Genomic DNA, 22800 nt, shown 5'->3' with positions numbered 1-22800 from the left:
GGAAATTGCTCGGGCCAAGCCCGGGCGGCCTGTCAGCGGTGGTTGCACAGACGGATCAGCGCGCGCTCCATCACGGCCATGGCCGGGGCCCGGCTTGTCGACCGCAGCGTCAGGTCGGTCTCCACCAGCAGCCGAAGCGCCTCCTCCAGCCGCTGCACCCCCCACCGCTGCGACTGGCGTTGCATCTGCTCGCGCCGCGGGTTGTAGGTGGGCCGCCCCGCCTCCGCCCCCGTCGCGATCCGGTGCAGGTTGCGGAAGTGGCGGAGCGCGCCGATGCAGAGCGTGACCGCATTCACGCCCTGCGCCTCGAGCCGCCGCAGCAGCGGCGCGACCTCGGCCCGCCGCCCCTCGGCCACGGCATGCAGCAGGTCATCCACTCCCGCCTCGATCGAGGCCGGGGCAAGGGCTGCGACCTCGGCCGCGGACAGCGGCGCCGGATCGCCCAGCTTGTAGAGCGCAAGCTTCTCGACGGTCTGGCGCAGGTCGCCGGGATCGATCTCGCGCGACAACGCCGAGAGTGCCGCGGTTGCCGCAGGCTCCAGCGCACCGAGGCCCGCCTGTCGCAGCATCGCCTCGATCTCGTCGCGGGTGGGCGGGTCGTCATAGAGGCCGATGCAGACTGCGTTGGGATGCGCTTCGAACAGCTTCTTCAGCGCGGACTTGCCCGTCAGGCCGCCCGCGGTCACCACAAGCTGCGCATCGCCCGGCCGCCAAGCCTTCAGGGCGTGGCCCACAAGCTCCGCCAGACCGTCGCCGGCCTCGTCCACCAGAACGGCACGCGGCCCCGCGAAAAAGCCTTTCGCCGTCATGGCGTCCAAAAGCGCGGCCGGATCGCGCCGCAACTCGGCGGCGGGAAGGCGTGACAGCCGCATCTCGGCCGCGCCTTCGGGACCGATCAGCGCGGCGATCGCCTCCTGACGCTTGAGCGCGACCCGCATCGCATCCTGCCCGAAGATCAGAAGGCCGGCGCGGGACGGATCGGGCCGGGCCAGATAGCGCGCGGCCTCGGCGCCCTTCAGGATCATCCGAGCCAGCGCCCCGACGTGGCGATGAGCTGGGTCACGATCTGGTCGGCGAGGATCCGCATCAGCCGGTAGGAGGCGTCCTGTTCGGCGACCAGTGCCGCGACGGTGGAGCCTGTCGCCGACCACGAGGTGAAGTTCGTGACGGTGCCGCTGTCCACCGTCTTGCCCGTCGTGCGGTCCTCGACGGTGAAGTCGATCCGGCCGCTCAGGTTGTAGCGGGTGATCGAGTTGTCGGAGGTGATGCCGACGCTGTCGATGTCGGTGCTGATCCGGTAGTGCAGGTCGAAGCGCGGCGCCTCGGGGCGGCCGAGACGCTCCTCCAGCCGCTCCACCAGGTCGAAGCCGTTCTTGTCGGTCGGGTCGTCCACCCGGATCGCGCCCTGCAGCGTCTCGGCCGGGCCGCCCGGCGCATAGGCCGGACGGAAGCCGCAGCCGGCAAGGGCCAGCGTGGCAAGAAGGAAGGCGCGGCGGTCAGATGACGACATTGACGATGCGGCCCGGCACGACGATCAGCTTCTTCGGCGCACCGCCCGACAGCGCGCGCTGCACAGCTTCGTCTGCCAGCACCAGCTTTTCAACCTCGGATGCGGCCATGTCCTTCGGCACCGTGATCTCGGCCCGGCGCTTGCCGTTCACCTGGATCGGAAGGGTCACCGTATCATCGACCAGAAGCGCAGGGTCGGCCTTGGGCCAGGGCGCCCGGGCCACCAGCCCCTCGCCGCCGAGCATGGCCCAGACCTCCTCGGCCAGATGCGGCACCATCGGCGACATCAGCTGCGCCATGATGCGCATCGCGCGCTTCTTCGCCTCAGCCCCCGCAGCCGAGCGCGAGAGCGTGTTGGTGAATTCGTAAAGCTTGGCGATGGCCTTGTTGAAGGCAAAGCCCTCGATCCCCTGCGTGACCTCGGCAATGGCCTTGGCGGTGGCCTTGTCCAGCGCCGCATCCTCGGCATTGGCGGCAGCGTCGGCGCGGCTGATCTCGTCGGCCAGCCGCCAGACGCGGCCCAGATGCTTGAACGCCGCCTCGGCGCCCGAGGCCGTCCATTCGACGTCGCGCTCGGGCGGGCTGTCCGACATCACGAACCAGCGCGCCGTGTCGGCACCGAACTGGGCGATGATGTTCATCGGATCGACGACGTTCTTCTTCGATTTCGACATCTTGGCCGAGGGGATGATCTCGACCGGAGTGCCGTCCGCCAGTTTCCCCTCGGTCACGTCCTCGGGCAGGTGATAGACCGGGCGGCCCGCCGCGTCGCGGGTCATGTAGATCTCGTGCGTCACCATCCCTTGCGTGAACAGCGCGTTGAACGGCTCGATCGCCTTGGCGGGCAGGTGGCCGGTCTTCTGCATCGCCCGCGCGAAGAAGCGGGAATAGAGCAGGTGCAGGATCGCATGCTCGATGCCACCGATATACTGGTCGACGTTCATCCAGTAGTCGGCTTCCTCGGCATCGGTCGGCGTCGCCGCATGAGGCGCCGTGAAGCGGGCGTAATACCACGACGAGTCCACGAACGTGTCCATCGTGTCGGTCTCGCGCCGGGCCTTCGCGCCGCATTTCGGGCAGGTGCAGTCGCGCCACGTCGGATGGCGGTCGAGCGGGTTGCCCGGCACGTCGAAGGTCACGTCGTCCGGCAGGCGGACGGGCAGGTTCTCCTTGGCTTCCGGGACCACGCCGCAGGTCTCGCAATGGATCACCGGGATCGGGCAGCCCCAGTAGCGCTGGCGGCTGATGCCCCAGTCGCGCAGGCGGTAGTTGGTCACGCCCCGGCCCACGCCCTGCGATTCGCAGAACTCGATGGCAGCGGCGACACCCTCGTCGCCGGTCTGCACCTCGGCACCCGCAAAGCCGCGGACATAGCGCACGCGTTCGGACTTCATCGGCACGAAGGCTTCCGCCAGCGGCGCCTCCTCGGTACCCTCGGCGACGAAGACCGGCGGGATCGGCAGGCCGTATTTCGAGGCGAACTCGAAGTCGCGCTGGTCATGCGCCGGGCAGCCGAAGATCGCCCCGGTGCCATAATCCATCAGGATGAAGTTCGCGATGTAGACCGGCAGTTCCCACGCCGTGTCAAAGGGATGGCGCACACGGATGCCGGTATCGAGGCCCTTCTTCTCCGCCTTCTCCAGCGCCTCCTCCGAGGTGCCGACGCGCCGGCACTCGGCCACGAACTCGGCCACCTCCGGGTTGTGCCGCTCCAGATGCCTGGCCAGCGGATGATCCGGCGAGATCGCCGCGAAGGATGCGCCCATCAGCGTGTCGGGCCGCGTCGTATAGACCTCCAGCCGGTCGAATCCCTCGGGCGCGCCGACGGTCGAGAAGGCGAATTGCAGACCGCGCGACTTGCCGATCCAGTTGGCCTGCATCAGCCGCACCTTCTCGGGCCAGTCCTTCAGCGTGTCCAGCGCCTCCAGCAGTTCCCCGGCATAGTCCGAGATCCGGAAGAACCACTGCGTCAGCTCCCGCCGCTCGACCGGCGCACCCGAGCGCCAGCCCTTGCCGTCGATCACCTGCTCGTTCGCAAGCACCGTCATGTCCACGGGGTCCCAGTTCACCACCGCGTTCCTGCGGTAGATCAGGCCCGCCTCCATCATGTCGATGAACATGGCCTGCTGCTGGCCGTAGTATTCCGGGTCGCAGGTCGCGAACTCGCGGCTCCAGTCGATGGACAGGCCCAGCGGCTTCATCTGCGCACGCATGTCGGCGATGTTTCCGTAGGTCCAGTCCTTCGGGTGGCCGCCCCGCTCCATCGCGGCGTTCTCGGCGGGCATCCCGAAGGCGTCCCAGCCCATCGGATGCAGGACGGAATAGCCGGCGGCGGCCTTCTGCCGCGCCACCACGTCGCCCATCGTGTAGTTGCGCACGTGCCCCATGTGGATGCGCCCCGAGGGGTAGGGGAACATCTCGAGCACGTAGTATTTCGGCCGCGAGGGGTCGTGCCGCGCCTTGAAGACGCCCGCCTCGTCCCAGGCGGCCTGCCAACGGCTTTCGGTTGCTGCGGGATCGTAGCGGGACATGGCGGCCTCTTCAGACAGGATCGCCCGCAGTTACACCGAGGCGGCGCCCGAGGTCCAGAGCCGCCCCTGCTTCTTCCGGTCGCCCGGGGGGTGTGTCAGAGGCTCGAGTCGCGCAGCCGCAGCTGCCGGGCCCGGTTCAGGATCGCATCCTCGACCGCGCGCTGGGTCTCGGCCGAGACCGGCCCGCCGCCCTGCGTCTGCAGCGCCACCTTCAGCGAGCGCGCGTCAAGGGCCGGGTCCTGCACGTAGACGGTCGCGCGATAGGCCCGCCCGCCGCCCGGCGGCACGCCGTAGCCGGTCGAGATCACGCCGGTGAACGGGTCCACCGACTGGATCGGCAGGAAGTTCAGCACTTCCAGAGAGGCGTTCCAGATATACTTGTTCACCTCGACGGTGGTGTTGGGATCGTCCTTCGCGCCGAACAGGTCCCAGACCGAGGAACCGGTGGAGGCGGGATTGCGCTCCGCGAACTCGGCCTCGCGCTGGGCCGCGCCTGCCGCCGCCTGGCGTTCCGCCGCGTCGCGCATCGACTCGTTGCCGGGCGCGCCGACCGAGCCGCCACAGGCCGAGAGCGAAAGCGCGAGTCCGACCGGAAGGGCGGCGCGCGCGAGGCGATGGAAGCTCATGAAGTCCCCCGTGTCTTACGTCTGGTGCTGTCTAGCCGAGCCTCCCGACCGTGCCAAGGTTTTTCCCGCCCGAAGCCCCTCGCGGGCAGGAAATCAGGCATTTTCCGGCCTTTGGGGGCCGTGGCGGGCGGAAAAGATGACTGTGGCAAGACTGCACCATCATCTACGTCTTTCCCCTTCGGCGGGCCGTTCCAATTGCAATCGAGGCCGCCAGAGGGGAAACAGAGGCAGGCCCACTCGGATTCCCCTGAGCTGGGGCGCAGACGAGACAAACGAGGGAAACTATGAAACAGATTCTTCTTGCGACCACCGCCCTGGTCATGACCGCCGGTGTGGCCGCGGCCGAAATCACCTTCAGCGGCACCGCCGAAATGGGCATCGTCGGCAGCGGCGAGGACATGGCTGTGATCGGCCGTGGCCAGTCGAACGTCGGCGGCACCGAATTCCACAACGACTTCAACCTGATCGTGACCGCCACCGGCGAGACCGACATGGGCCTGTCGTTCGGCGTCAGCACCGAGATCTCGAAGGACGAAGGCGAAGCCAACGGCAACTTCTCGGCCGACAACACCGCCGCCTTCATCTCGGGCGCCTACGGCACCCTGACCATGGGTGAAATCGACGGCGCCATGGACTGGGCGATCACCGAGAACATCGGCAACCCGGGCTCGATCGGCGACGACGAAACCACCCACCTCGGCTACCTCGGCGCGTTCGGCGACGCTTCGTACGACAACCAGATCGCCCGCTACGAGTACAACTTCGGCGACTTCGGCGTCGCGATCTCGGCGGAACTGTCGGACGGCGCGTTCGTTTCGGATGATCCGGAAGTTGGCGTCAACAACGAAATCGTTGGCGACAGCGGCGAGAACTACGCCGTCGGTGGTAAGTACAGCGGTGACTTCGGCGGCTTCGGCCTCGGCTTCGGCCTCGCCTACCAGACCTTCGACGATGGCGCGATCACCTTCGTGGAAGACGTGCAGGGCATCGGCGAAGCCGACGTCGACATCCTCGCGGTCAGCGCCACTGCCGACTTCAACAACGGCTTCAAGGCCGGCATCGAGTACTCGGACTGGTCGGCTGAGAACGACGCGGGCCAAGACCTCGACTTCGCCCACATGGCGATCTCGGGTGGCTTCGTGACCGGCGCGTTCGAAATCGGCGCCAACTACGGCGTGTTCGACTTCGACACCGAAGGCGCGGCTGACAAGATCGAAGGCTACGGCATCGCTGCGGCCTACGACCTCGGCGGCGGCCTGAAAGTCCACGGCGGCTACGGCGACTCCGACGTCGACGGCATCGAAGGCGACTGGGAAACCTACTCGGTCGGCGTCTCGATGTCGTTCTGATCGGATCTCCGATCCTGAACGGAAAGAGCGGGCCTCGTGCCCGCTCTTTTCTTTTGTGCCGCCAAATCGACATGGGCGCGCGGCCGTGCTAGTTCCGGGCGAAACCTTGCGGACATTTCACCATGTTGCCCCTGAACCCCGCCCATCTCTCTCACCTGCTGTCCGAAGCCGTGCGGCTGCACGAAGCGGGCCGGCTGGCGGAGGCCGAGGAGCGCTATCGCTCGATGCTGGCCGTCGCGCCCGACATGGCGGCAGCCGCCTTCCACCTCGGCCGGCTGCTCGCGACCCGCAAGTCGCCCGAGGCGCTGGACTGGCTTGGCCGCGCGGCCCGCACCCGCCCGCAGGAGGCAGCAGTCTGGCAGGCATGGGCGGCCGCGGCACAGCTTCTGGGCGACGAGGCCGCCCGCGACGCGGTGCTTGCCGCAGCCCGCGGGAAGAAGCTGGCTCCGGCCCTGCTCTCGCAGATCGAGGCCCGCCTGTCGGGCGCAACGCCCGCACCCGTGGCGCAGCCTCGCATCGGGCGCGCGCCCGGGCCCGAGGTGAAGGCGCTTCTGGACGATGTCCGCGCCGGCCGGATGGCGGCCGCGGAACGGCGCGCGCTCGCGATCCTGAAGGCCGCGCCCGACAGCGCGCTGGCCGCCGATGTCCTCGGCAGCGCACGGATGGCGCTCGGCCGGCCCGATCAGGCACTGGAGGCGTTCCGCCGCAGCACCACGCTCGAACCGGGCTGGGGCGAGGGCCACCTGCATCTCGGCCAGGCGCTGATGCGGCTCGGCCGGCCAGCCGAGGCGCTGGAGCCGCTGGCCCGTGCCGCCGCGCTGTCCCGGACCCCGGCGCGGGCGCTGGTGATGCTCGCGCTGGCGCAGGCCCGGCTCGGACGGCAGCCGCAGGCGCTGGCCGCGCTGAAGCGCGCCGTGGAAGCCGAGCCGCGCAACGCCGAGGCGCAGTTCCAGCTCGGCGTCCTCCACACCGACCTGCGCAACTTCCCCGAGGCCGAGGCCGCCCTGCGCGCCTCGGAAGCGGCCGGCAACCGCAGCGCCGAACTGCAACTGCGGCTGGGTCAGGTCCTGCTGCTGCAGGGCGACGAGGCGGGGGCCGAAGCCTGCTACGAGAAGGGTCTGTCGCGCGAACCCGATCACGCGATGCTTCTGTCGCGCAAGGGGCTGCTGCTGCAGGGCCGCGGCGCCTTCGCCGAGGCCGAAGCGCTGCTGCGCCGTGCCATCGCCCTTTCGCCGGGCACGGGCGAGTTCTACCGGCTGCTCTCGGCCAGCCTGAAGATGACGGCCGACGACCCGCTTCTGGCCGAGATGCAGCGCCGATTCGACGACTCCACCACCGCCGAGGCCGACCGGATGCACCTCGGCTTCGCCCTTGCCAAGGCGATGGAGGACCTGAAGCGGCACGACCGCGTCTTCACCTACCTGCGCCCCGCGAACGAGCTGATGCGGAAGGCGCATCCCTACGACATCGCCACCCGCCGCGCCGAGGTCGACGGCATCCTGCGCGCCTTCGCCGATTTCGCCCCGCGGCCGGCCGAGGGCCGATCCGACTTCGCCTCGGTCTTCGTGACCGGCATGCCGCGCTCGGGGACGACGCTGGTCGAGCAGATCATCGCCAGCCACAGCCGCATGACCGGCGGTGGCGAGGTGGGCGTCGCCGCGCGCGAGGTGCAGAAGGTGGTCCTCGACGCGCAGGGCCGTCACCGGGCCTGGGGCGATATCGCGCCGGATGAGGTGGCCGCCATGGGCCAACGCTACGAGGCCACGCTGCGCCGGCGCTTCCCGGATGCGGTGCAGGTCACCGACAAGTCGATCCAGACCCATGCCTGGATGGGCTTCATCGCCGAGGCGCTGCCGAAGGCGAAGTTCGTCGTCGTCCGCCGCGATCCCCGCGACACGGCGCTGTCGATCTACCGCAACGTCTTCGCCGAGAACACGCATCTCTACGCCTACGACCTGCACGACCTCGGGCTCTATTTCCGCATGTTCGAGGAACTGATCGACTTCTGGCGCGCCAAGATGCCGGGCGGCTTCCACGAAGTCCAATACGAGGAGCTGGTGGCCAACCCCGAGGCGGAATCGCGCCGGCTGATCGCCGCCTGCGGCCTCGACTGGGAGGACGCCTGCCTGAACTTCCACGAGAACAAGCGCCGCGTCGAGACGTTGAGCCTCTATCAGGTGCGCCAGCCGATCTACGCCACCTCGACAAAGGCGTGGGAGCGGCACCGCGAGGATCTGGCCGGGTTCATCGCGGCACTGGAGGGGCAGCATGCTTGAGGACATCCTGTCGCGCATTGCCCGCGCCGAACAGGCCGCGGGCCGCGAACCGGGATCCGTCGAGCTGATCGCCGTGTCGAAGGTGCAGCCGCTGGACCGCGTGGTGGCCGTGCTCGAGCAGGGCCACCGGATCTTCGGCGAGAACTACGTGCAGGAGGCCACGGCAAAGTGGCCGGACCTGCGCCACCGCTTCGGCCATGTCTCGGTCCACATGATCGGCCCGCTGCAGACCAACAAGGCGAAGGCGGCGGTGGGCCTCTTCAACGCGATCCACACGCTCGACCGGCCCTCGCTTGCCGAGCGCCTGGCGCGGCTGGCGCAGGAGCGCGGCTCCTCACCCGAGCTGTTCGTGCAGGTGAACACCGGGGAAGAACCGCAGAAGGCGGGCGTGCTGCCGGCTGACGCCGACGCCTTCATCGCTGCCTGCCGCGGGATGGACCTGCCGGTCCGCGGCCTGATGTGCATCCCGCCCGAGGATCAGGACAGCGCGCCGCATTTCGCGATGCTGGCCGACATTGCGGCGCGGAACGGCCTCGGCGGCTTGTCCATGGGGATGAGCGGCGATTTCGAGGCCGCCATCGCCGCCGGCGCGACCCATGTGCGGGTAGGCTCCGCCATCTTTGGCGCGCGGGACTATTCCCGATAGAAGCCGGCCCTGCCCTTCCCGTGGCGAGGGGGCATTCCGGTGCCGCGCACGAGTGGCGTCGCCCCGCGCGAAGGCTATTTCACGACCAGCCGGGTCTGCGGCGTGATCCGGTTCGCGATCCACAGAAGGTCGCGGCGCGCGAAGGCCACGCAGCCCGCCGTGGGATGGCGGGGCCGCCGCCAGCTGTGCAGGAAGATCGCCGAGCCGCGGCCGGGGATGGCCTCGGGCCAGTTCCAGTCGGTGAGCAGGATCACGTCATAAAGCGGGTCGGCCCGCATCAGCCGCTCGTGGCTGAAGGCGTGCGGAGCGCGGACCATCTGGTTGTAGTCCGGGTCGCGCGGATCGTCCGACCAGAGGTCGGAGGGGCCAAAGGCCTGCGCCCAGTCCGGCAACTGCGATGCCGCGACGCGGTCGGGGCGGTAGAGCAGCCCCGCGATGCGATGCGTGCCCCGCGGCGTGGCACCGTCGCCCTCGCGCTTTGCGCCGGTGATGCCGCCCCGCCCGATGGCGCAGGCAAACGCCCTGCCCATGAACTGCGCTCCCCAGCGGGTGACGACCAGATCGCTCATACCAGATGCCCCGACTTCGCGGCCTTGGTGGCCAGATACGCCGCATTGAACTCGTTCCGGCCGACATGAAGCGGGACGCGCTCGGTCACGCGGATGCCGTTCGCCTCCATCATGCGGATCTTGGCCGGGTTGTTGGTCAGCAGCCGCACGGCCGAGAACCCCATCTGCCGCAGGATCCCGGCGCCGATGCGGAAATCGCGCTCGTCATCCTCGAAGCCGAGACGGTGGTTCGCCTCGACGGTATCGAAGCCCTGATCCTGAAGCGAATAGGCGCGCATCTTGTTGGCAAGCCCGATCCCGCGCCCCTCCTGGTTGAGGTAGAGCAGCACCCCCGCCCCCTCCTCGCCCATCCGGCCCAGCGCCGCGCGCAGTTGCGGGCCGCAGTCGCATTTCAGGCTGCCCAGCACGTCGCCGGTGAAACAGGCCGAGTGCAGCCGCGCCAGCACCGGCTGGGCACGGTCGGGCTTGCCGATCTCGATCGCGTAGTGCTCCTCGCCGCCATCCTCGGGGCGGAAGACATGCACCCGTCCCGCTTCCGAGGCGACCATCGGCACCCGCGCCGAGACCACCGGATGCAGCGGCGAGCCGCGCGTGAGTTCGGGCTCGACCTCGGCCAGCGGCAGAAGGGTCAGCGCATTCTCGACAGCAAGCCGCAGCGGCTCGGCCACCGGCACGACCAGCGCGGCGGGCAACAGATGCGCTGATTTCGCCAGCGCCAGCGCCGCCCGCGCAAGCCCCGCCCCGCCGCCCCGCAGCGAGCGGAGCGGACCCTTCATCGGCAGGCGCAGGTCGTCGGCCGGATCGGCCACCGCCTGAAGCCACTCGATCCCGGCGGCATCCGGCACCTCGATCCGCGCAAGGTCGCCGTCGTAGACCCGTGCCTTCAGCGTCTCGGCGCGCCGCGCGGTGATGGCCAGTTCCGGCGCACCCAGCAGACGGAGTTCGGCCAGCCGCGCCGCCTCCAGCGCCTCGACCGCCACGGCAAGCACGCCGGTTCCTTCGGCGGTCAGCACCACCGGCACGCCCATGCGCAGGTCGCCCCGCGCGCGGTTCAGGCGTTCGACGATGCTGGGGGCAAGCGGCATGGGGGCATCCTTTCGCGATCTTCCTAGCGTCCTGCGCGGGAAATTGAAACAATCCGCCGCCTTGCGACACGTCCGCGTGAGAAGATGGTCGCAAATCTTGCCGCGCTGGTGATGCACGCACATGTGATCCGCAGAACGAAGGAGAGACCGATGGCTTCCCTGAAGAAGATCCTGCTCGTGGACGACGACGACGACCTGCGCGAGGCACTGAGCGAACAGCTGGTGATGACCGAGGATTTCGACGTGTTCGAGGCCGGCTCGGGCGCCGAGGGGATGGAGAAGGCCAAGGCCGGTCTCTACGATCTGGTCATCCTCGACGTGGGGCTGCCGGATACGGACGGCCGCGAGCTGTGCCGCCGGATGCGCAAGGCCGGGGTCAAATGTCCGATCCTGATGCTGACAGGACATGATTCGGACAGCGACACGATCCTCGGCCTCGACGCGGGCGCGAACGACTATGTGACCAAACCCTTCAAGTTTCCGGTGTTGCTTGCACGCATCAGGGCGCAACTTCGTGCGCATGAACAATCGGAAGATGCAGTCTTTCAACTGGGACCCTACAGCTTCCGCCCCGCCCAGAAACTGCTGGTCGACGAGAAGGAGCGCAAGATCCGCCTGACCGAGAAGGAAACCAACATCTTGAAGTACCTCTACCGCGCATCGCAAGGCGTTGTGGCTCGCGAGGTGCTTCTCCACGAGGTCTGGGGCTACAACGCCGGCGTTACAACCCATACGCTAGAGACACACATCTACAGGTTGCGGCAGAAGATCGAGCCCGATCCGTCGAACGCGCGGCTGCTGGTCACGGAGTCCGGTGGCTACAGGCTAGTTGCGTGAGATCAAATTAACTCCCACAGTATATGTTATAGGTCACTTCAGGCGGGACCGTTCCCGCTTCGCGAAATCCCTCCCGTGCCGGGGCAATGGCACGGACCCTCCCTGTTGGATCTGGCCGGGCCTCGTGCCCGGCCTTTTTTTCGCGCTTCGCCAATGGTGGACCCCCGGAACCTTGCCGGCTAGGAAGAAGGCCCGAGAACCGGAGCCCGCCATGACCTTCACGCTTGCCACCTGGAACATCAACTCGGTCCGCCTGCGCGAGGCGCTGGTCTCGCGCCTGCTGACCCAGGAGATGCCGGACATCCTCTGCCTGCAGGAGTGCAAGAGCCCGGTCGAGAAGATGCCGCTCGAGGCGTTCCGGGCGCTCGGCTACGGCTGGTGCGTGGCGCGCGGGCAGAAGGGCTACAACGGCGTGGCGATCCTGTCGAAGCTGCCGCTGGTGGATGCGGGCAACCACGACTTCGCCGATCTGGGGCATGCCCGCCACGTCTCGGCCACGCTCGAGAGTGGGGTGACGATCCACAACTGCTACGTCCCGGCCGGCGGTGACATTCCCGACCGCGAGCAGAACGTGAAGTTCGGCCAGAAGCTCGACTACCTGACCCGGATGCGTGACTGGTGCCGCGAGGACAAGCCGCGCAAGGCGATCCTTGTGGGCGACCTGAACATCGCCCCGCGCGAGGATGACGTCTGGAACCACAAGGCGCTGTTGAAGATCGTGAGCCATACGCCGGTCGAGGTCGATCACCTGAACGCGCTGATGGAGGCCGGCGGCTGGATCGACGTCACCCGCAAGGACATCCCCGAGGGGCGGCTCTATTCCTGGTGGTCCTATCGCTCGCCGGACTGGGATGCCGCGGACAAGGGCCGGCGGCTCGACCACATCTGGGTCTCGCCCGACATCGCCAATGCGGCGCATGGCAGCCGCATCCTGCGCACCGTCCGCGGCTGGGAGCAGCCTTCGGACCACGCACCGGTCTTCGCCACGTTCGATCTCTGACCTGCGGTCGCGCCCTTCCGGCAGGGGGTTTCGCCCTGATCTCCGTCAGTTCATCCGGATGGCCTCACGCGAAGCGCTTCGCCGGAGACGGCCGTCCCGCGTGACAGACAGCGCAGGTTCTGCCACATCCTTGCCCAGCATGCCACGTATCGCAGCGCCCGGCCTACCGACCATCCCGCACGACCCGGAACTTCGCATTGATGCTTGGCAACAGGCTCGGGCCACGCGATGAAGGCATCCATTGCAGGCGCTGCTTCGGCCGATGCGACACCTCTGTCGGCTCGATTAGGTCTGATGACCGAATGCGCAGCCGCCGGCAACATGTTGAAACGGAAGATCCTGCCGCAGACGGGTTTGCGCCCGATCTGGAACGACGCTTGAAAGGTGACACATGATTCCCGGTTTCTCATCGCGCCGCCGCTTCAAGGACCTCACCGAGGCGGAGATCCTCGCGCTTGCGATCTCGTCGGAAGAGGATGACGCCCGCATCTACCGCACCTACGCCGACCGCCTGCGGGAAGGCTATCCCGGCTCGGCCCGCGTGTTCGAGGCGATGGCCGAGGAGGAGGACGGCCATCGGCGCCGCCTGATCGAGGTCTTCCGCCACCGCTTCGGCGAGGCCATCCCGCTGATCCGGCGCGAACACGTGGAGGGCTACCGGCCGCGCAAGCCGGTCTGGCTGCTCGAGACCCTGCCGATCGAGCGCATCCGCGCCGAGGCCTGGGACATGGAGAACAGCGCGCGCAGCTTCTACGAAAAGGCGGCGAAGCGGGTGACGGATGCCTCGACGCGCAAGCTGCTGGGCGATCTCGCGGCCGCCGAGGCGGGGCACGAGCACCGCGCCGATGCGCTGGCCGACGAGCATCTCGGCACCGAGGTCCGCGCCGAGGAGGACCAGACGGCAAAGCGACAGTTCATCCTGACCTGGGTGCAGCCGGGGCTTGCGGGCCTGATGGATGGCTCGGTCTCGACGCTGGCGCCGATCTTCGCCACCGCCTTCGCCACGCAGGATCCCTGGACGACCTTTCAGGTCGGCCTTGCGGCGTCGGTCGGCGCGGGCATCTCGATGGGCTTCACCGAGGCCGCGCATGACGACGGCGTCCTCTCGGGCCGCGGCGCGCCGTGGAAGCGGGGGCTCGCCTCGGGCGTGATGACGACGGCAGGCGGCCTCGGCCATGCGCTGCCCTACCTGATCCCCAGCTTCGGCATCGCGACCGCCATTGCCATCGCGGTGGTCTTCGTCGAGCTCTGGGCCATCGCGTGGATCCAGAACCGCTACATGGAGACGCCCTTCCTGCGCGCGGCGCTGCAGGTGGTGCTGGGCGGCAGCCTCGTGCTGGCCGCGGGCATCCTGATCGGCTTCGGCTGAGGAACAGGGTCCGACGATTGGCCGAGCTTGCATCCCGGCCGGGGCCGTGAAACCTTGGCCGCACCCCGAGCCGAAAGCCTGCGATGCTGCCCGTCCTTCTCAAGACCCTGCCCTTCTTCGCGCTGATCGGCACGGGCTATCTGGCCGGGCGGACGCGCTTTTTCACGCCGGAGGCGACGGCCTGGCTGACGAAGTTCGTGTTCTACTTCGCGCTCTCCGCCATGCTCTTCCGCTTCGCCGCGAACCTCTCGCTGGCCGAGATCTGGTCGGGGCCCTTCGTGCTCGCCTATCTCTCGGGCTGTGCCGCGGTCTATGCGCTGGCCGCCGGCGTGGCCCGCCTGCGCGGCGTGAACACCGAGGAAGCGGCGATCGAGGCGCAATGCGCCGTCATCGGCAACACGGGCTTTCTGGGCGTGCCGATGCTGGTGCTGCTGCTGGGCGCGCAGGCGGCAGGGCCGGTGCTGATGGTGCTGGCCATCGACCTGATCGTGTTCTCGTCACTGATCACGCTGATCATCACCGGCGTGCGCGAGCGTCACATGAGCCTGCGCATCGTGAAGGTGCTGGCACAGGGACTGCTGAAGAACCCGATGATCGTCTCGATGGTGGCGGGGCTGGCGTGGTCGGCGACCGCGCTGCCGGTGCCGGCGCCGGTCAACGACTTCCTCGCGCTCCTGGGCGGTGCGGCGACGCCGGGGGCGCTCTTTGCCATCGGCGCCTCGCTCGCCACAAAATCGGCCGAACGGGTCGAGGTCGCCGCCTGGCTTTCGTTCTGCAAGCTGGTGCTGCATCCGGCGGCGGTGGCCATCACGGCGCTGCTGATCTTCCCCGTCGAACGGCAGGCCGCGGGCGTGATGATCTCCGCCGCAGCCCTGCCCGTCGCCGGCAACGTCTACATCCTTGCGCAGCACTACGGGGTCGCGCCGCAGCGCGTCTCGGCCTCGATCCTGATTTCCACCGCGGTCAGCATCCTGACCATCACCGGCGTGATCGCCTGGGTCACGACCTTCTGAGGAGAGGAGACCACCATGAAGACGATATCCGAGAGCCGCTGTTTCGGGGGCATGCAGGGCGTCTATTGCCACACGTCGCCGGTCACCAACTGCGACATGACCTTCGGCCTCTACCTCCCGCCCGAGGCCGAGAATGCGGCCGTGCCGCTGGTCTGGTATCTCTCGGGCCTGACCTGCACGCATGAGAACGCGATGGTGAAGGCCGGCGCGCAGAAATGGGCGGCCGAGGAGGGCGTGGCGCTGGTCTTTCCCGACACCTCGCCGCGCGGCGAGGGCGTGCCGGACGATCCGTCGAACTATGCGCTCGGCCAAGGGGCGGGCTTCTACGTCAACGCCACGGAAGAGCCGTGGTCGGCGAACTTCCGCATGTGGGACTACATCACCGAGGATCTGCCGCGGGTGCTGTTCTCGGCCTTTCCGCTGGACGAGGGGCGGCAGTCCATCATGGGCCATTCGATGGGCGGGCATGGCGCGCTGACCATCGCGATGAGCTTTCCGGGCCGGTTCCGCTCGGTCTCGGCCTTCGCGCCGATCACCCACCCGACCGCCTCGGACTGGGGCCGCAAGCAGCTTCTGGCCTATCTGGGCAGCGACGAGGCCAAGTGGGCGCCGCACGATTCCGTCATGCTGATGCGCAAGCGCGGCTTCGACGGGCCGATGCTGATCGACCAGGGCGCGCAGGACCAGTTCCTCGACGCGCTGAAGCCCGAGGCTCTGGCCGAGGCGATGATGGCGCGGCGGCAGCAGGGCATCTTCCGGATGCAGCAGGGCTACGACCACAGCTATTTCTTCGTCGCGACCTTCATGGAGGAGCACATCCAGTTCCACGCCACGGCGCTCTATGACTGATCTCTACATCGACGCCGACGCCTGCCCGGTGAAGGCCGAGGCAGAGCGCGTCGCCGTCCGGCACGGGATCCGGATGTTCGTCGTCTCGAACGGCGGCATCCGACCCTCGGCGCATCCGCTGGTCGAAAGCGTCATCGTGCCGGAAGGCCCGGACGTGGCCGACATGTGGATCGCCGAGCGCGCGGGGCCGGGCGACGTGGTGGTGACCGCCGACATTCCGCTCGCCGCAAAGGTCGTGGCGGCCGGTGCGCTGGTGGTGAAGCCGAACGGCGAGGAACTGACCGCCGCCAACATCGGCAACGTGCTGGCGACGCGCGACCTGATGGCCGATCTCCGCTCGGCCGATCCGTTCCGGCAGGGCGGCGGGCGGCCCTTCTCGAAGGCCGACCGTTCGCGCTTCCTCGACGTGCTGGAACGTGCGATGCGGAAGGCGCAGACAGCCCGCCGCTGACCGGGCGCGTCCAGACACGAGGCAGGAACATGAGCATCGACATCATCGGCCCCGAGGCCGAGTCCCTTCTGACCTGGGACGGGCTGACGACCGCGCTTGCGGCCGGGCACAGGCTGCCCCGGGCCGAGATCGCCGACGTCTTCCTCTACCGCGGCAAGGACACGCTGCTGAGCCGTGCCGCCTGGATCGACGGGCTGGGGCAACTGGTGAAGACCGCGACGATCTTTCCGGGCAACGCCGCGCTGGGGAAGGGCTCGGTCAATGGCGCCGTGACGCTGTTCTCCGACCGTGACGGCACGCTGGACGCCTTGGTCGATTTCCACCTGGTGACGAAATGGAAGACGGCGGGCGACAGCCTGCTCGCCGCGAAGACCCTTGCCCGCAAGGACAGCCGCGAGATCCTGATCGTGGGCGCGGGCGCGGTGGCCCGCTCGATGATCGAAGCCTATGCGAGCCTCTTTCACGATGCGCGCTTCACGGTCTGGAACCGCTCGGGCGACAAGGCCCGCGCGATGGAAGGCCCCCGCGTGACCGCCACCGAGGATCTCGAGGCCGCGGTGCGGGCCGCCGACATCATCTGCACCGCCACCATGAGCCACGAGCCGGTGGTCAAGGGCGCGTGGCTGAAGCCCGGCACCCATCTCGACCTGATCGGCGCCTACCGTCCCGACATGCGTGAGGTGGATGACGAGGCGCTGCGCCGGGCGACGATCTTCGTCGACAGCCGCGCGACCACCATCGGCCACATCGGCGAGATCCGGGACCCGATCGCCCGCGGCGTGATCTCCGAAGCCGACATCCGGGCGGACTACTACGACCTCGCCTCGGGCGCCTATGCGCGCTCCTCGGACGACGAGATCACGCTGGCCAAGAACGGCGGCGGCGCCCACCTCGACCTCATGACGGCCTCCTACATCGCCGCCATGTGGCGCATGCGCTGAGCCGCACCGGACCTGAAAGGTCCGTCAGCCGGGCATCGGGACGCGCATCCGCCGCTCCTGCCGCCCTGCGGCGCATCGATCGGGTATGGGGAAGCCACGCAAAGCGCGCTCCCCTCCTGCGCCGGCCGGGACAAGGCCGCGATCAGGGTGCTCGCGAAGCACAGGCCCGCCGGCCGCAGCCGGTGGGGATCTGCCGCAGCCGCCGCGACCGTCCGCGGCAGCGGCGCGCGGCGATGGCCCCGGAGGGGCCTGAGCCGCGCGCCTCCCCCCGTCAGAGCACGCCGTACCGGCTGAACAGCGTCCGCAGATCCGCCTCGGGCCGCGCCCCGATATGCGAGATCACCTCCGAGGCCGCGATGCACCCCATGCGCCCCGCCGCCTCGTGGCCATGGCCGTTCGCCAGCCCCCAGAGGAAGGCCCCGGCGAACAGGTCGCCCGCCCCCGTCGCATCCACGATCCGCGTCGGGATCGCCGGGACGTGCCAGTGCTGGCCCTCGGCCAGGATATGCGCGCCCTTCTCGCTCTCGGTGCAGGCGACGATCGCGACCTCGGACGCGGCCGCCTTCAGCGCCGCAGCGAAGTCGTCGGTCTGATACATCGACAGGATCTCGGCGCGGTTGGCGAACAGCAGGTCCACATCCTCGCGGATCATCCTGCGGAAGGCGTCGCGGTGGCGCTCGACGCAGAACGGGTCCGACAGCGTGACCGAGACGCGCCCGCCCGCCTCCTTGCAGGCGGCAATGGCCTTGGCGAAGGCCCGGTGGCTTTCCGGCCCGTCGAAGCGGTAGCCCTCGAGGTAGATCCATTCCGCCGAGGCCGCCTGCGCCTCGTCGATGTCCTCCGGTGTCAGGAACTCCGACCAGCCGAGATAGGTGTTCATCGACCGCTCGCCGTCGGGCGTGACCAGCACGATGCAGCGGCCAGTCTCGTGGCCGTTCGCCTTCGGCGCCAGAGGCGTCTCGTAGACCGCGCCCTGCGCCCGCAGGTCATGGGCAAAGATCGCGCCCAGCTGGTCGTCGCAGACCTTGCCGACATAGGCCGTTCGCCCGCCCAGCTGCGCGATGCCCGCGATGGTGTTCGCCGCCGAGCCACCCGAGATCTCCTGCGCCGGGCCGATCCGCCCATAGAGATCCACCGCCCGCGGCATGTCGATCAACTGCATGATCCCGCGGCCGATGCCATTCGCATCAAGGAAGGCGTCATCGCAATGCGCAAGCACGTCGACCAGCGCATTGCCGATGCCGACGATCTGAAACTTCTTCATGCTGTCTTGTCCTCGTAAAGGCAGAGATCGCGGATCGGGCAGATGCCGCATTTCGGTTTGCGCGCGACGCAGATGTAGCGGCCGTGCAGGATGAGCCAGTGGTGCGCATGGAGCATGAAGGGCGCGGGGACATGATCCTCCAACGCGCGCTCCACCGCCTCGACATCCTTGCCGGGGCCGATGCCCGTGCGGTTCGCCACCCGGAAGATGTGGGTGTCCACCGCCATCGCCGGCAGCCTGAACCACATGTTCAGCACCACGTTCGCGGTCTTGCGCCCGACCCCCGGCAGCGACTGCAGCGCCGCGCGGGACGAGGGCACCTCGCCGCCATAGACGTCGACCAGCAGCCGGCTGAGCGCGATCACGTTCTTCGCCTTGTTGCGGAAAAGGCCGATGGTGCGGATGTGCTCCACCAGCCCCTCCTCGCCAAGCTCCAGCATCTGCTGCGGCGTCGTCACCTGCGCAAAGAGCGCCCGCGTGGCCCTGTTCACCCCGGCATCCGTCGCCTGCGCCGACAGCGCCACGGCGACCAGCAGGGTGAAGGCGTTGACATGTTCCAGTTCGCCCTTCGGCTCGGCCTCCAGCGCGTGGAACCGGGTGAAGATCTCGTGGATCGTGGAATAGTCGAGTTGCCGCGCCATCGCCGCCAGCTATGCCCGAGCCTCCGGCGCGGAGCAAGCGAAGCCGCAGGAATCGGGTCGCGGCCGGCCGTCGCGGTGGCTAGGCTTCTGGCAAAGGAGGCCGCCATGTCCGACACCCTCGCCGCCGAGCGCCCCGCCTATCACTACGCCGTCATCGCCCGCGCGCTGGCCGAGATCGACGCCGGCGGCCCCTCGCTGTCGCTTGACGAGCTTGCCGGCCGCATGGGCCTCAGCCCGGCGCATTTCCAGCGCATCTTCTCGCAATGGGTGGGCGTGTCGCCGAAGCGTTACCAGCAATACCTGACGCTCGATCATGCAAGGCGCCTGCTGGCCGAGCGATTCACCCTGCTAGACACCTCGCTCGCCACCGGCCTCTCGGGCCCCGGCCGGCTGCACGACCTGTTCCTCCGCTGGGAGGCGATGAGCCCCGGCGACTTCGCCCGCGCCGGCGAAGGCCTGACCATCCGCTGGGTCAGCGTTCCGTCGCCCTTCGGCGAGGCGCTGGTGATGGCGACCGACCGCGGCATCTGCGGCCTCGCCTTCTGCGAGGAAACCGGCCGGACCGCCGCCATGGCAGACCTGATGGCCCGCTGGCCCCGGGCGCAGTATGTCGAGGACGAGGCGACCGTCGCCCCCCTCGCCGCGCAGGCCTTCAGCGGCGGCGAGACGCGCCTGCACCTCATCGGCGCGCCGTTCCAGATCAAGGTCTGGGAGGCGCTGCTGCGCATCCCCTCGGGCCATGTCACCACCTATTCCGAGATCGCCTCGGCCGTCGGGCACCCGCGCGCCGTCCGGGCGGTGGGCACCGCCGTGGGCCGCAACCCGGTGAGCTTCCTCATTCCCTGCCACCGGGCGCTGCGCAAGTCCGGCGGCCTTGGCGGCTACCACTGGGGACTGCCCGTCAAGCGTGCCATGCTGGCATGGGAGGCGGCGCGGGCGGACGCAATCGCGTGATCTCGGCAGGTTTCTGCCGCATCTCGCGGCGCGACCCTCTCCACCGTTTCACGGTTGTGCGATATGCAGGGGCGCACCCATTTCCGGGCGCCAATGACATTCGTGAGGCGGCAATGAACTTCGTGAAATCTCCCCTTCTGGTGTTGACGCTGGGCGTGGCGACGCTGGCCGGCTGCGCCGATCCCTATGCCGCGAATGGCGGCTACAACACCGCGGGCGGCGGCTATGCCCAGCAGAACCCCCGCGCCACCGCCGGCATCGCCACGGGCGCGATCCTCGGCGGCCTTCTGGGCGCCTCGTCGAGCGAGGACAAGCTGGAGAAGGCCGTTGTCGGCGCGACGGTGGGCGGCATCCTGGGCGGGGCGGTCGGCTCGGCGCTGGACCGGCAGGCGGCGGACCTGCGGCGCTCGATCGGCAACGACCAGGTGAGCGTGACCAACACCGGCTCGGAACTCGTGGTGACCATGCCGCAGGACATCCTGTTCGCCACCGACAGCGCGAACCTGCGCCCGGACCTGACGCGCGATCTCGGCGCCGTGGCGCAGAACCTGATGCAGTATCCGAACTCGACCATCGCGGTCGTCGGCCATACCGACAGCACCGGCTCGGCCGCCTACAACCAGGATCTGTCGATGCGTCGCGCCCAGTCGGTCGCCGGCGTGCTGATCGGCAACGGCGTGCCGTCCTATCGTGTCTCGGCCATCGGCCGCGGCGAGGATCAGCCGGTGGCCTCGAACCTCACCCCGGAAGGCCGCGCGCAGAACCGGCGCGTCGACATCATCATCCGGCCGACCAACTGATCCCGGCACGGGCGGGCCACGGCGGCCCGCCCTTCCCTGTTGAGCTTCCCCGCGCGCGGTCATAGATTCTGACCAATGCGAGGGGAGTGTCATGCCGTTCCAGAAGATCCAGTCCGAGAAGCTGTCGCAAAGCGTGGTGCGGCAGATCGAACTCCTGATCCTGCGCGGGATCCTGCGCCCGGACGAGCGGCTGCCCTCCGAACGTGACCTGTCCGAGCGGCTGGGTGTCTCGCGTCCCAGCCTGCGCGACGCCATCGCCGACCTGCAGGACCGCGGGCTGCTCGTCAGCCGGCCCGGCTCGGGCATCTTCGTGGCCGAGGTTCTGGGCTCGGCCTTCTCGCCGGCGCTGGTGGAGCTGTTCGCCAGCCACGAGGAGGCGGTCTTCGACTACATCGACTTCCGCCGCGATCTCGAGGGGCTCTCGGCCGAACGTGCGGCCACCCGCGCCTCGGACACCGACCTGCAGGTGATCGACACGATCTTCCGCAAGATGGAGGCCGCGCATCTGAAGCGGGACCCGTCGGACGAGGCGGCGCTGGACGCGCAGTTCCACATGGCGATCATCGAGGCGAGCCACAACGTCGTCATGCTGCACATGATGCGGTCGATGTTCGACCTGTTGCGCAGCGGGGTGTTCTACAATCGCCAGATGATGTTCCGCCAGCGCACGACGCGCGAGTCGCTGCTCGACCAGCACCGCCAGATCAATGCGGCGCTGCAGGCGCGCGATCCAAAGGCCGCGCGCGAGGCGATCGAGGCGCACTTGGGCTATGTCGAGAAGGCGATCAGCGAGGGGAACCGGGCCGAGCGGAACGAGGTCGTGGCCCGGCAGCGGCTGGAGCATGAGCGCAGCCGCTGATCTGTCGGCGAGCGGTGGCCGGATCAAGCAAAAAGGCCCCGCCGAAGTATCGGCGGGGCCAGGGAAGATCGGCGCGCCTGCGGGCGCCGGATCGGTGTCAGTGGAAGCGGGCTTCCACCTGCCGGATCGACTCGTCGATCGAAGCCGAGGCTGCCTGAGCCGTCATCTGGCCCCTCAGCAGGTCGGCCGCCGCCGCCACGGCGACATTGATCGCCTGCTCGCGGATCGCACGGACCGCGCCGGCTTCCGCCGAGGCGATCTGCTCGTCCGCCGCGGCGAGACGCCGGGCGATCGAGGCCTTCAGGTCCAGCTTGGCCTGATCGGCCGCCGCCTGCGCCTCTTCGCGGGCCGAGGCGACGATGCGGGCGGCCTGCTCCTGCACTTCCTTCTGCTTGCGGTCGTAGGACGCAAGGATCGTCCTCGCTTCCTCACGCAGCGCACGGGCCTCTTCCAGATCGGTGCGGATCTGCAGGGCGCGCTTGTCGAGCTGACGGATGATCAGCCCGGGAACCTTGAAGTAGACAAGGATCCCGATGAAGGCGAGGAACGAGATCGTGACGATGAAGTCGGTGTTGCCCAGCGAGAAGAACGGCCCCGTCGCGGCCATCGCGGGCGTCGCGGCGAGAGCCGCGAGAATCGAGAGCTTTTTCATCCCGTTCACCCCTTCATCCGGGCCGCAACGGCCGCCTGGACACTCGCGCCATCGGCACGACCGCCCAGCGCCGCGACCAGAGCCTCGGCCGTGTCGCGCGCCACCTCGGAGACGCTTTGCAGCGCACCGGCACGGATCTCGGCGATCCGGGCTTCGGATTCCGCGGCCTTGGCCGAAATCTCGGCATCGGCCTTCGCCGTGGCCTCGGCCAGCTGCGCGTTGATCTGCGCCCTGGTCTCGGCGACAATGGCCTGAGCCTCGGCCCGGGCCTTCGCCAGCGCCTCGTTATAGGCCTTCTCGGCCAGAACGGCCTTCTGCTTCAGCTCTTCCGCCGCCGCAAGGTCGTTGGTGATCGTGCCGCTCCGCTCGGCCAGGACCGCCCCGATCCGGGGCAGAGCCACGCGCGAGAGCACGAAGTAGATCGCAGCCAGGGCGATGACGAGCCAGAAGATCTGGTTGCCCCAGGTCGAGAAGTCAAGCTGCGGCATCCCGGTGGCCGGAGCCGCCGCATGGCCGGCCGCACCGGCCGCCGCATCGTGCGCTGCTTCAGTCGCCATGTCGTATCCTCGTGTCCCTCAA

At 68.7% G+C, this 22800-nt stretch carries 23 protein-coding genes; 13 read left to right on the top strand and 10 right to left on the bottom strand.

What is annotated here, in order from left to right; translation table 11 throughout:
* Window positions 1-32 precede the first annotated feature (32 nt).
* The 4 genes from holA to CK951_RS01715 form a co-directional block, all read right to left on the bottom strand.
* Window positions 33-1025 (bottom strand): DNA polymerase III subunit delta, encoded by a 993-nt coding sequence (gene holA / locus CK951_RS01730; protein WP_096784525.1) that lies wholly within the window; start codon window positions 1023-1025, stop codon window positions 33-35.
* On the bottom strand, window positions 1022-1510 hold the full coding sequence (lptE, locus tag CK951_RS01725) for an LPS assembly lipoprotein LptE (RefSeq protein ID WP_096784524.1): 489 nt from the start codon (window positions 1508-1510) through the stop codon (window positions 1022-1024). The genes holA and lptE overlap by 4 nt, the downstream gene beginning before the upstream one ends.
* Window positions 1497-4040, bottom strand: coding sequence for a leucine--tRNA ligase (gene leuS / locus CK951_RS01720; protein ID WP_096784523.1), 2544 nt, complete (start codon window positions 4038-4040; stop codon window positions 1497-1499). Before leuS ends, lptE begins: the two co-directional genes overlap by 14 nt.
* 95 nt (window positions 4041-4135) lie before the next feature.
* A complete protein-coding gene (locus CK951_RS01715; protein ID WP_096784522.1) occupies window positions 4136-4666 on the bottom strand; it encodes a DUF3576 domain-containing protein in 531 nt (176 codons plus the stop codon).
* 284 nt (window positions 4667-4950) lie between these two features.
* On the opposite strand from CK951_RS01715, the gene CK951_RS01710 reads away from it, so the two are divergent.
* The 3 genes from CK951_RS01710 (at window position 4951) to CK951_RS01700 (ending at window position 8937) form a co-directional block, all read left to right on the top strand.
* A complete protein-coding gene (locus tag CK951_RS01710) occupies window positions 4951-6015 on the top strand; it encodes a porin (protein ID WP_096784521.1) in 1065 nt (354 codons plus the stop codon).
* 122 nt (window positions 6016-6137) lie between these two features.
* Window positions 6138-8291 (top strand): tetratricopeptide repeat-containing sulfotransferase family protein, encoded by a 2154-nt coding sequence (locus tag CK951_RS01705; RefSeq protein WP_096784520.1) that lies wholly within the window; start codon window positions 6138-6140, stop codon window positions 8289-8291.
* Window positions 8284-8937 (top strand): YggS family pyridoxal phosphate-dependent enzyme, encoded by a 654-nt coding sequence (locus CK951_RS01700; protein WP_096784519.1) that lies wholly within the window; start codon window positions 8284-8286, stop codon window positions 8935-8937. Before CK951_RS01705 ends, CK951_RS01700 begins: the two co-directional genes overlap by 8 nt.
* 74 nt (window positions 8938-9011) lie before the next feature.
* Here CK951_RS01700 and CK951_RS01695 read toward each other — a convergent pair whose 3' ends face one another.
* The gene (locus CK951_RS01695) at window positions 9012-9506 is read right to left on the bottom strand and encodes a L,D-transpeptidase (RefSeq protein ID WP_096784518.1); all 495 of its coding nucleotides are present in this window, start codon (window positions 9504-9506) and stop codon (window positions 9012-9014) included.
* Window positions 9503-10591: a GTP cyclohydrolase II gene (gene ribA / locus CK951_RS01690; protein ID WP_096784517.1), complete on the bottom strand. Its 1089-nt coding sequence runs from the start codon at window positions 10589-10591 to the stop codon at window positions 9503-9505. Before ribA ends, CK951_RS01695 begins: the two co-directional genes overlap by 4 nt.
* 150 nt (window positions 10592-10741) lie before the next feature.
* Here ribA and CK951_RS01685 point away from each other — a divergent pair, with 150 nt between their 5' ends.
* The 7 genes from CK951_RS01685 to CK951_RS01655 all read left to right on the top strand — a co-directional run bounded on the left by CK951_RS01685 (window position 10742) and on the right by CK951_RS01655 (window position 17051).
* The gene (locus tag CK951_RS01685) at window positions 10742-11428 is read left to right on the top strand and encodes a response regulator transcription factor (RefSeq protein WP_096784516.1); all 687 of its coding nucleotides are present in this window, start codon (window positions 10742-10744) and stop codon (window positions 11426-11428) included.
* 211 nt (window positions 11429-11639) lie between these two features.
* Window positions 11640-12428, top strand: a complete 789-nt coding sequence (locus CK951_RS01680; protein ID WP_096784515.1) for an exodeoxyribonuclease III — start codon at window positions 11640-11642, stop codon at window positions 12426-12428.
* 391 nt (window positions 12429-12819) lie between these two features.
* Window positions 12820-13797 carry an iron exporter MbfA gene (mbfA, locus tag CK951_RS01675; protein ID WP_096784514.1) on the top strand — a complete coding sequence of 326 codons (978 nt, stop codon included), beginning with the start codon at window positions 12820-12822 and terminating at the stop codon, window positions 13795-13797.
* 83 nt (window positions 13798-13880) lie between these two features.
* The gene (locus CK951_RS01670; RefSeq protein ID WP_096784513.1) at window positions 13881-14810 is read left to right on the top strand and encodes an AEC family transporter; all 930 of its coding nucleotides are present in this window, start codon (window positions 13881-13883) and stop codon (window positions 14808-14810) included.
* Between the two features lie 15 nt (window positions 14811-14825).
* A complete protein-coding gene (fghA, locus tag CK951_RS01665; RefSeq protein ID WP_096784512.1) occupies window positions 14826-15659 on the top strand; it encodes an S-formylglutathione hydrolase in 834 nt (277 codons plus the stop codon).
* Entirely contained in the window at window positions 15652-16110 is a 459-nt protein-coding gene (locus tag CK951_RS01660; protein WP_096784511.1) for a YaiI/YqxD family protein, read from the top strand. Before fghA ends, CK951_RS01660 begins: the two co-directional genes overlap by 8 nt.
* Window positions 16111-16139: 29 nt before the next feature.
* A complete protein-coding gene (locus CK951_RS01655) occupies window positions 16140-17051 on the top strand; it encodes an ornithine cyclodeaminase family protein (RefSeq protein ID WP_096784510.1) in 912 nt (303 codons plus the stop codon).
* 271 nt (window positions 17052-17322) lie between these two features.
* Here the strand turns inward: CK951_RS01655 and CK951_RS01650 are convergent, their stop codons facing one another.
* Window positions 17323-18315, bottom strand: a complete 993-nt coding sequence (locus tag CK951_RS01650; protein ID WP_096784509.1) for an adenosine kinase — start codon at window positions 18313-18315, stop codon at window positions 17323-17325.
* Window positions 18312-18956 carry an endonuclease III gene (nth, locus tag CK951_RS01645; RefSeq protein ID WP_096784508.1) on the bottom strand — a complete coding sequence of 215 codons (645 nt, stop codon included), beginning with the start codon at window positions 18954-18956 and terminating at the stop codon, window positions 18312-18314. The genes CK951_RS01650 and nth overlap by 4 nt, the downstream gene beginning before the upstream one ends.
* A gap of 105 nt (window positions 18957-19061) precedes the next feature.
* On the opposite strand from nth, the gene CK951_RS01640 reads away from it, so the two are divergent.
* The 3 genes from CK951_RS01640 (at window position 19062) to CK951_RS01630 (ending at window position 21569) form a co-directional block, all read left to right on the top strand.
* On the top strand, window positions 19062-19910 hold the full coding sequence (locus CK951_RS01640) for a methylated-DNA--[protein]-cysteine S-methyltransferase (protein ID WP_096784507.1): 849 nt from the start codon (window positions 19062-19064) through the stop codon (window positions 19908-19910).
* A gap of 113 nt (window positions 19911-20023) precedes the next feature.
* Complete coding sequence (locus CK951_RS01635) at window positions 20024-20710, top strand: OmpA family protein (RefSeq protein WP_096784506.1); 687 nt, start codon at window positions 20024-20026, stop codon at window positions 20708-20710.
* A gap of 91 nt (window positions 20711-20801) precedes the next feature.
* Window positions 20802-21569 carry a FadR/GntR family transcriptional regulator gene (locus CK951_RS01630; protein WP_096784505.1) on the top strand — a complete coding sequence of 256 codons (768 nt, stop codon included), beginning with the start codon at window positions 20802-20804 and terminating at the stop codon, window positions 21567-21569.
* 97 nt (window positions 21570-21666) lie between these two features.
* Here the strand turns inward: CK951_RS01630 and CK951_RS01625 are convergent, their stop codons facing one another.
* The gene (locus CK951_RS01625) at window positions 21667-22221 is read right to left on the bottom strand and encodes a F0F1 ATP synthase subunit B (RefSeq protein ID WP_096784504.1); all 555 of its coding nucleotides are present in this window, start codon (window positions 22219-22221) and stop codon (window positions 21667-21669) included.
* A 5-nt stretch (window positions 22222-22226) separates the two neighbouring features.
* Window positions 22227-22778 carry a F0F1 ATP synthase subunit B' gene (locus CK951_RS01620; RefSeq protein WP_096784503.1) on the bottom strand — a complete coding sequence of 184 codons (552 nt, stop codon included), beginning with the start codon at window positions 22776-22778 and terminating at the stop codon, window positions 22227-22229.
* Window positions 22779-22800: the final 22 nt, after the last annotated feature.

The organism is Rhodobacter sp. CZR27 (assembly GCF_002407205.1).
Classification (GTDB): Bacteria; Pseudomonadota; Alphaproteobacteria; order Rhodobacterales; family Rhodobacteraceae; genus Cereibacter_A.
The sequence above is the reverse complement of the archived record's forward strand: the minus strand, read 5'-3'. Positions and strand labels throughout refer to the sequence as shown.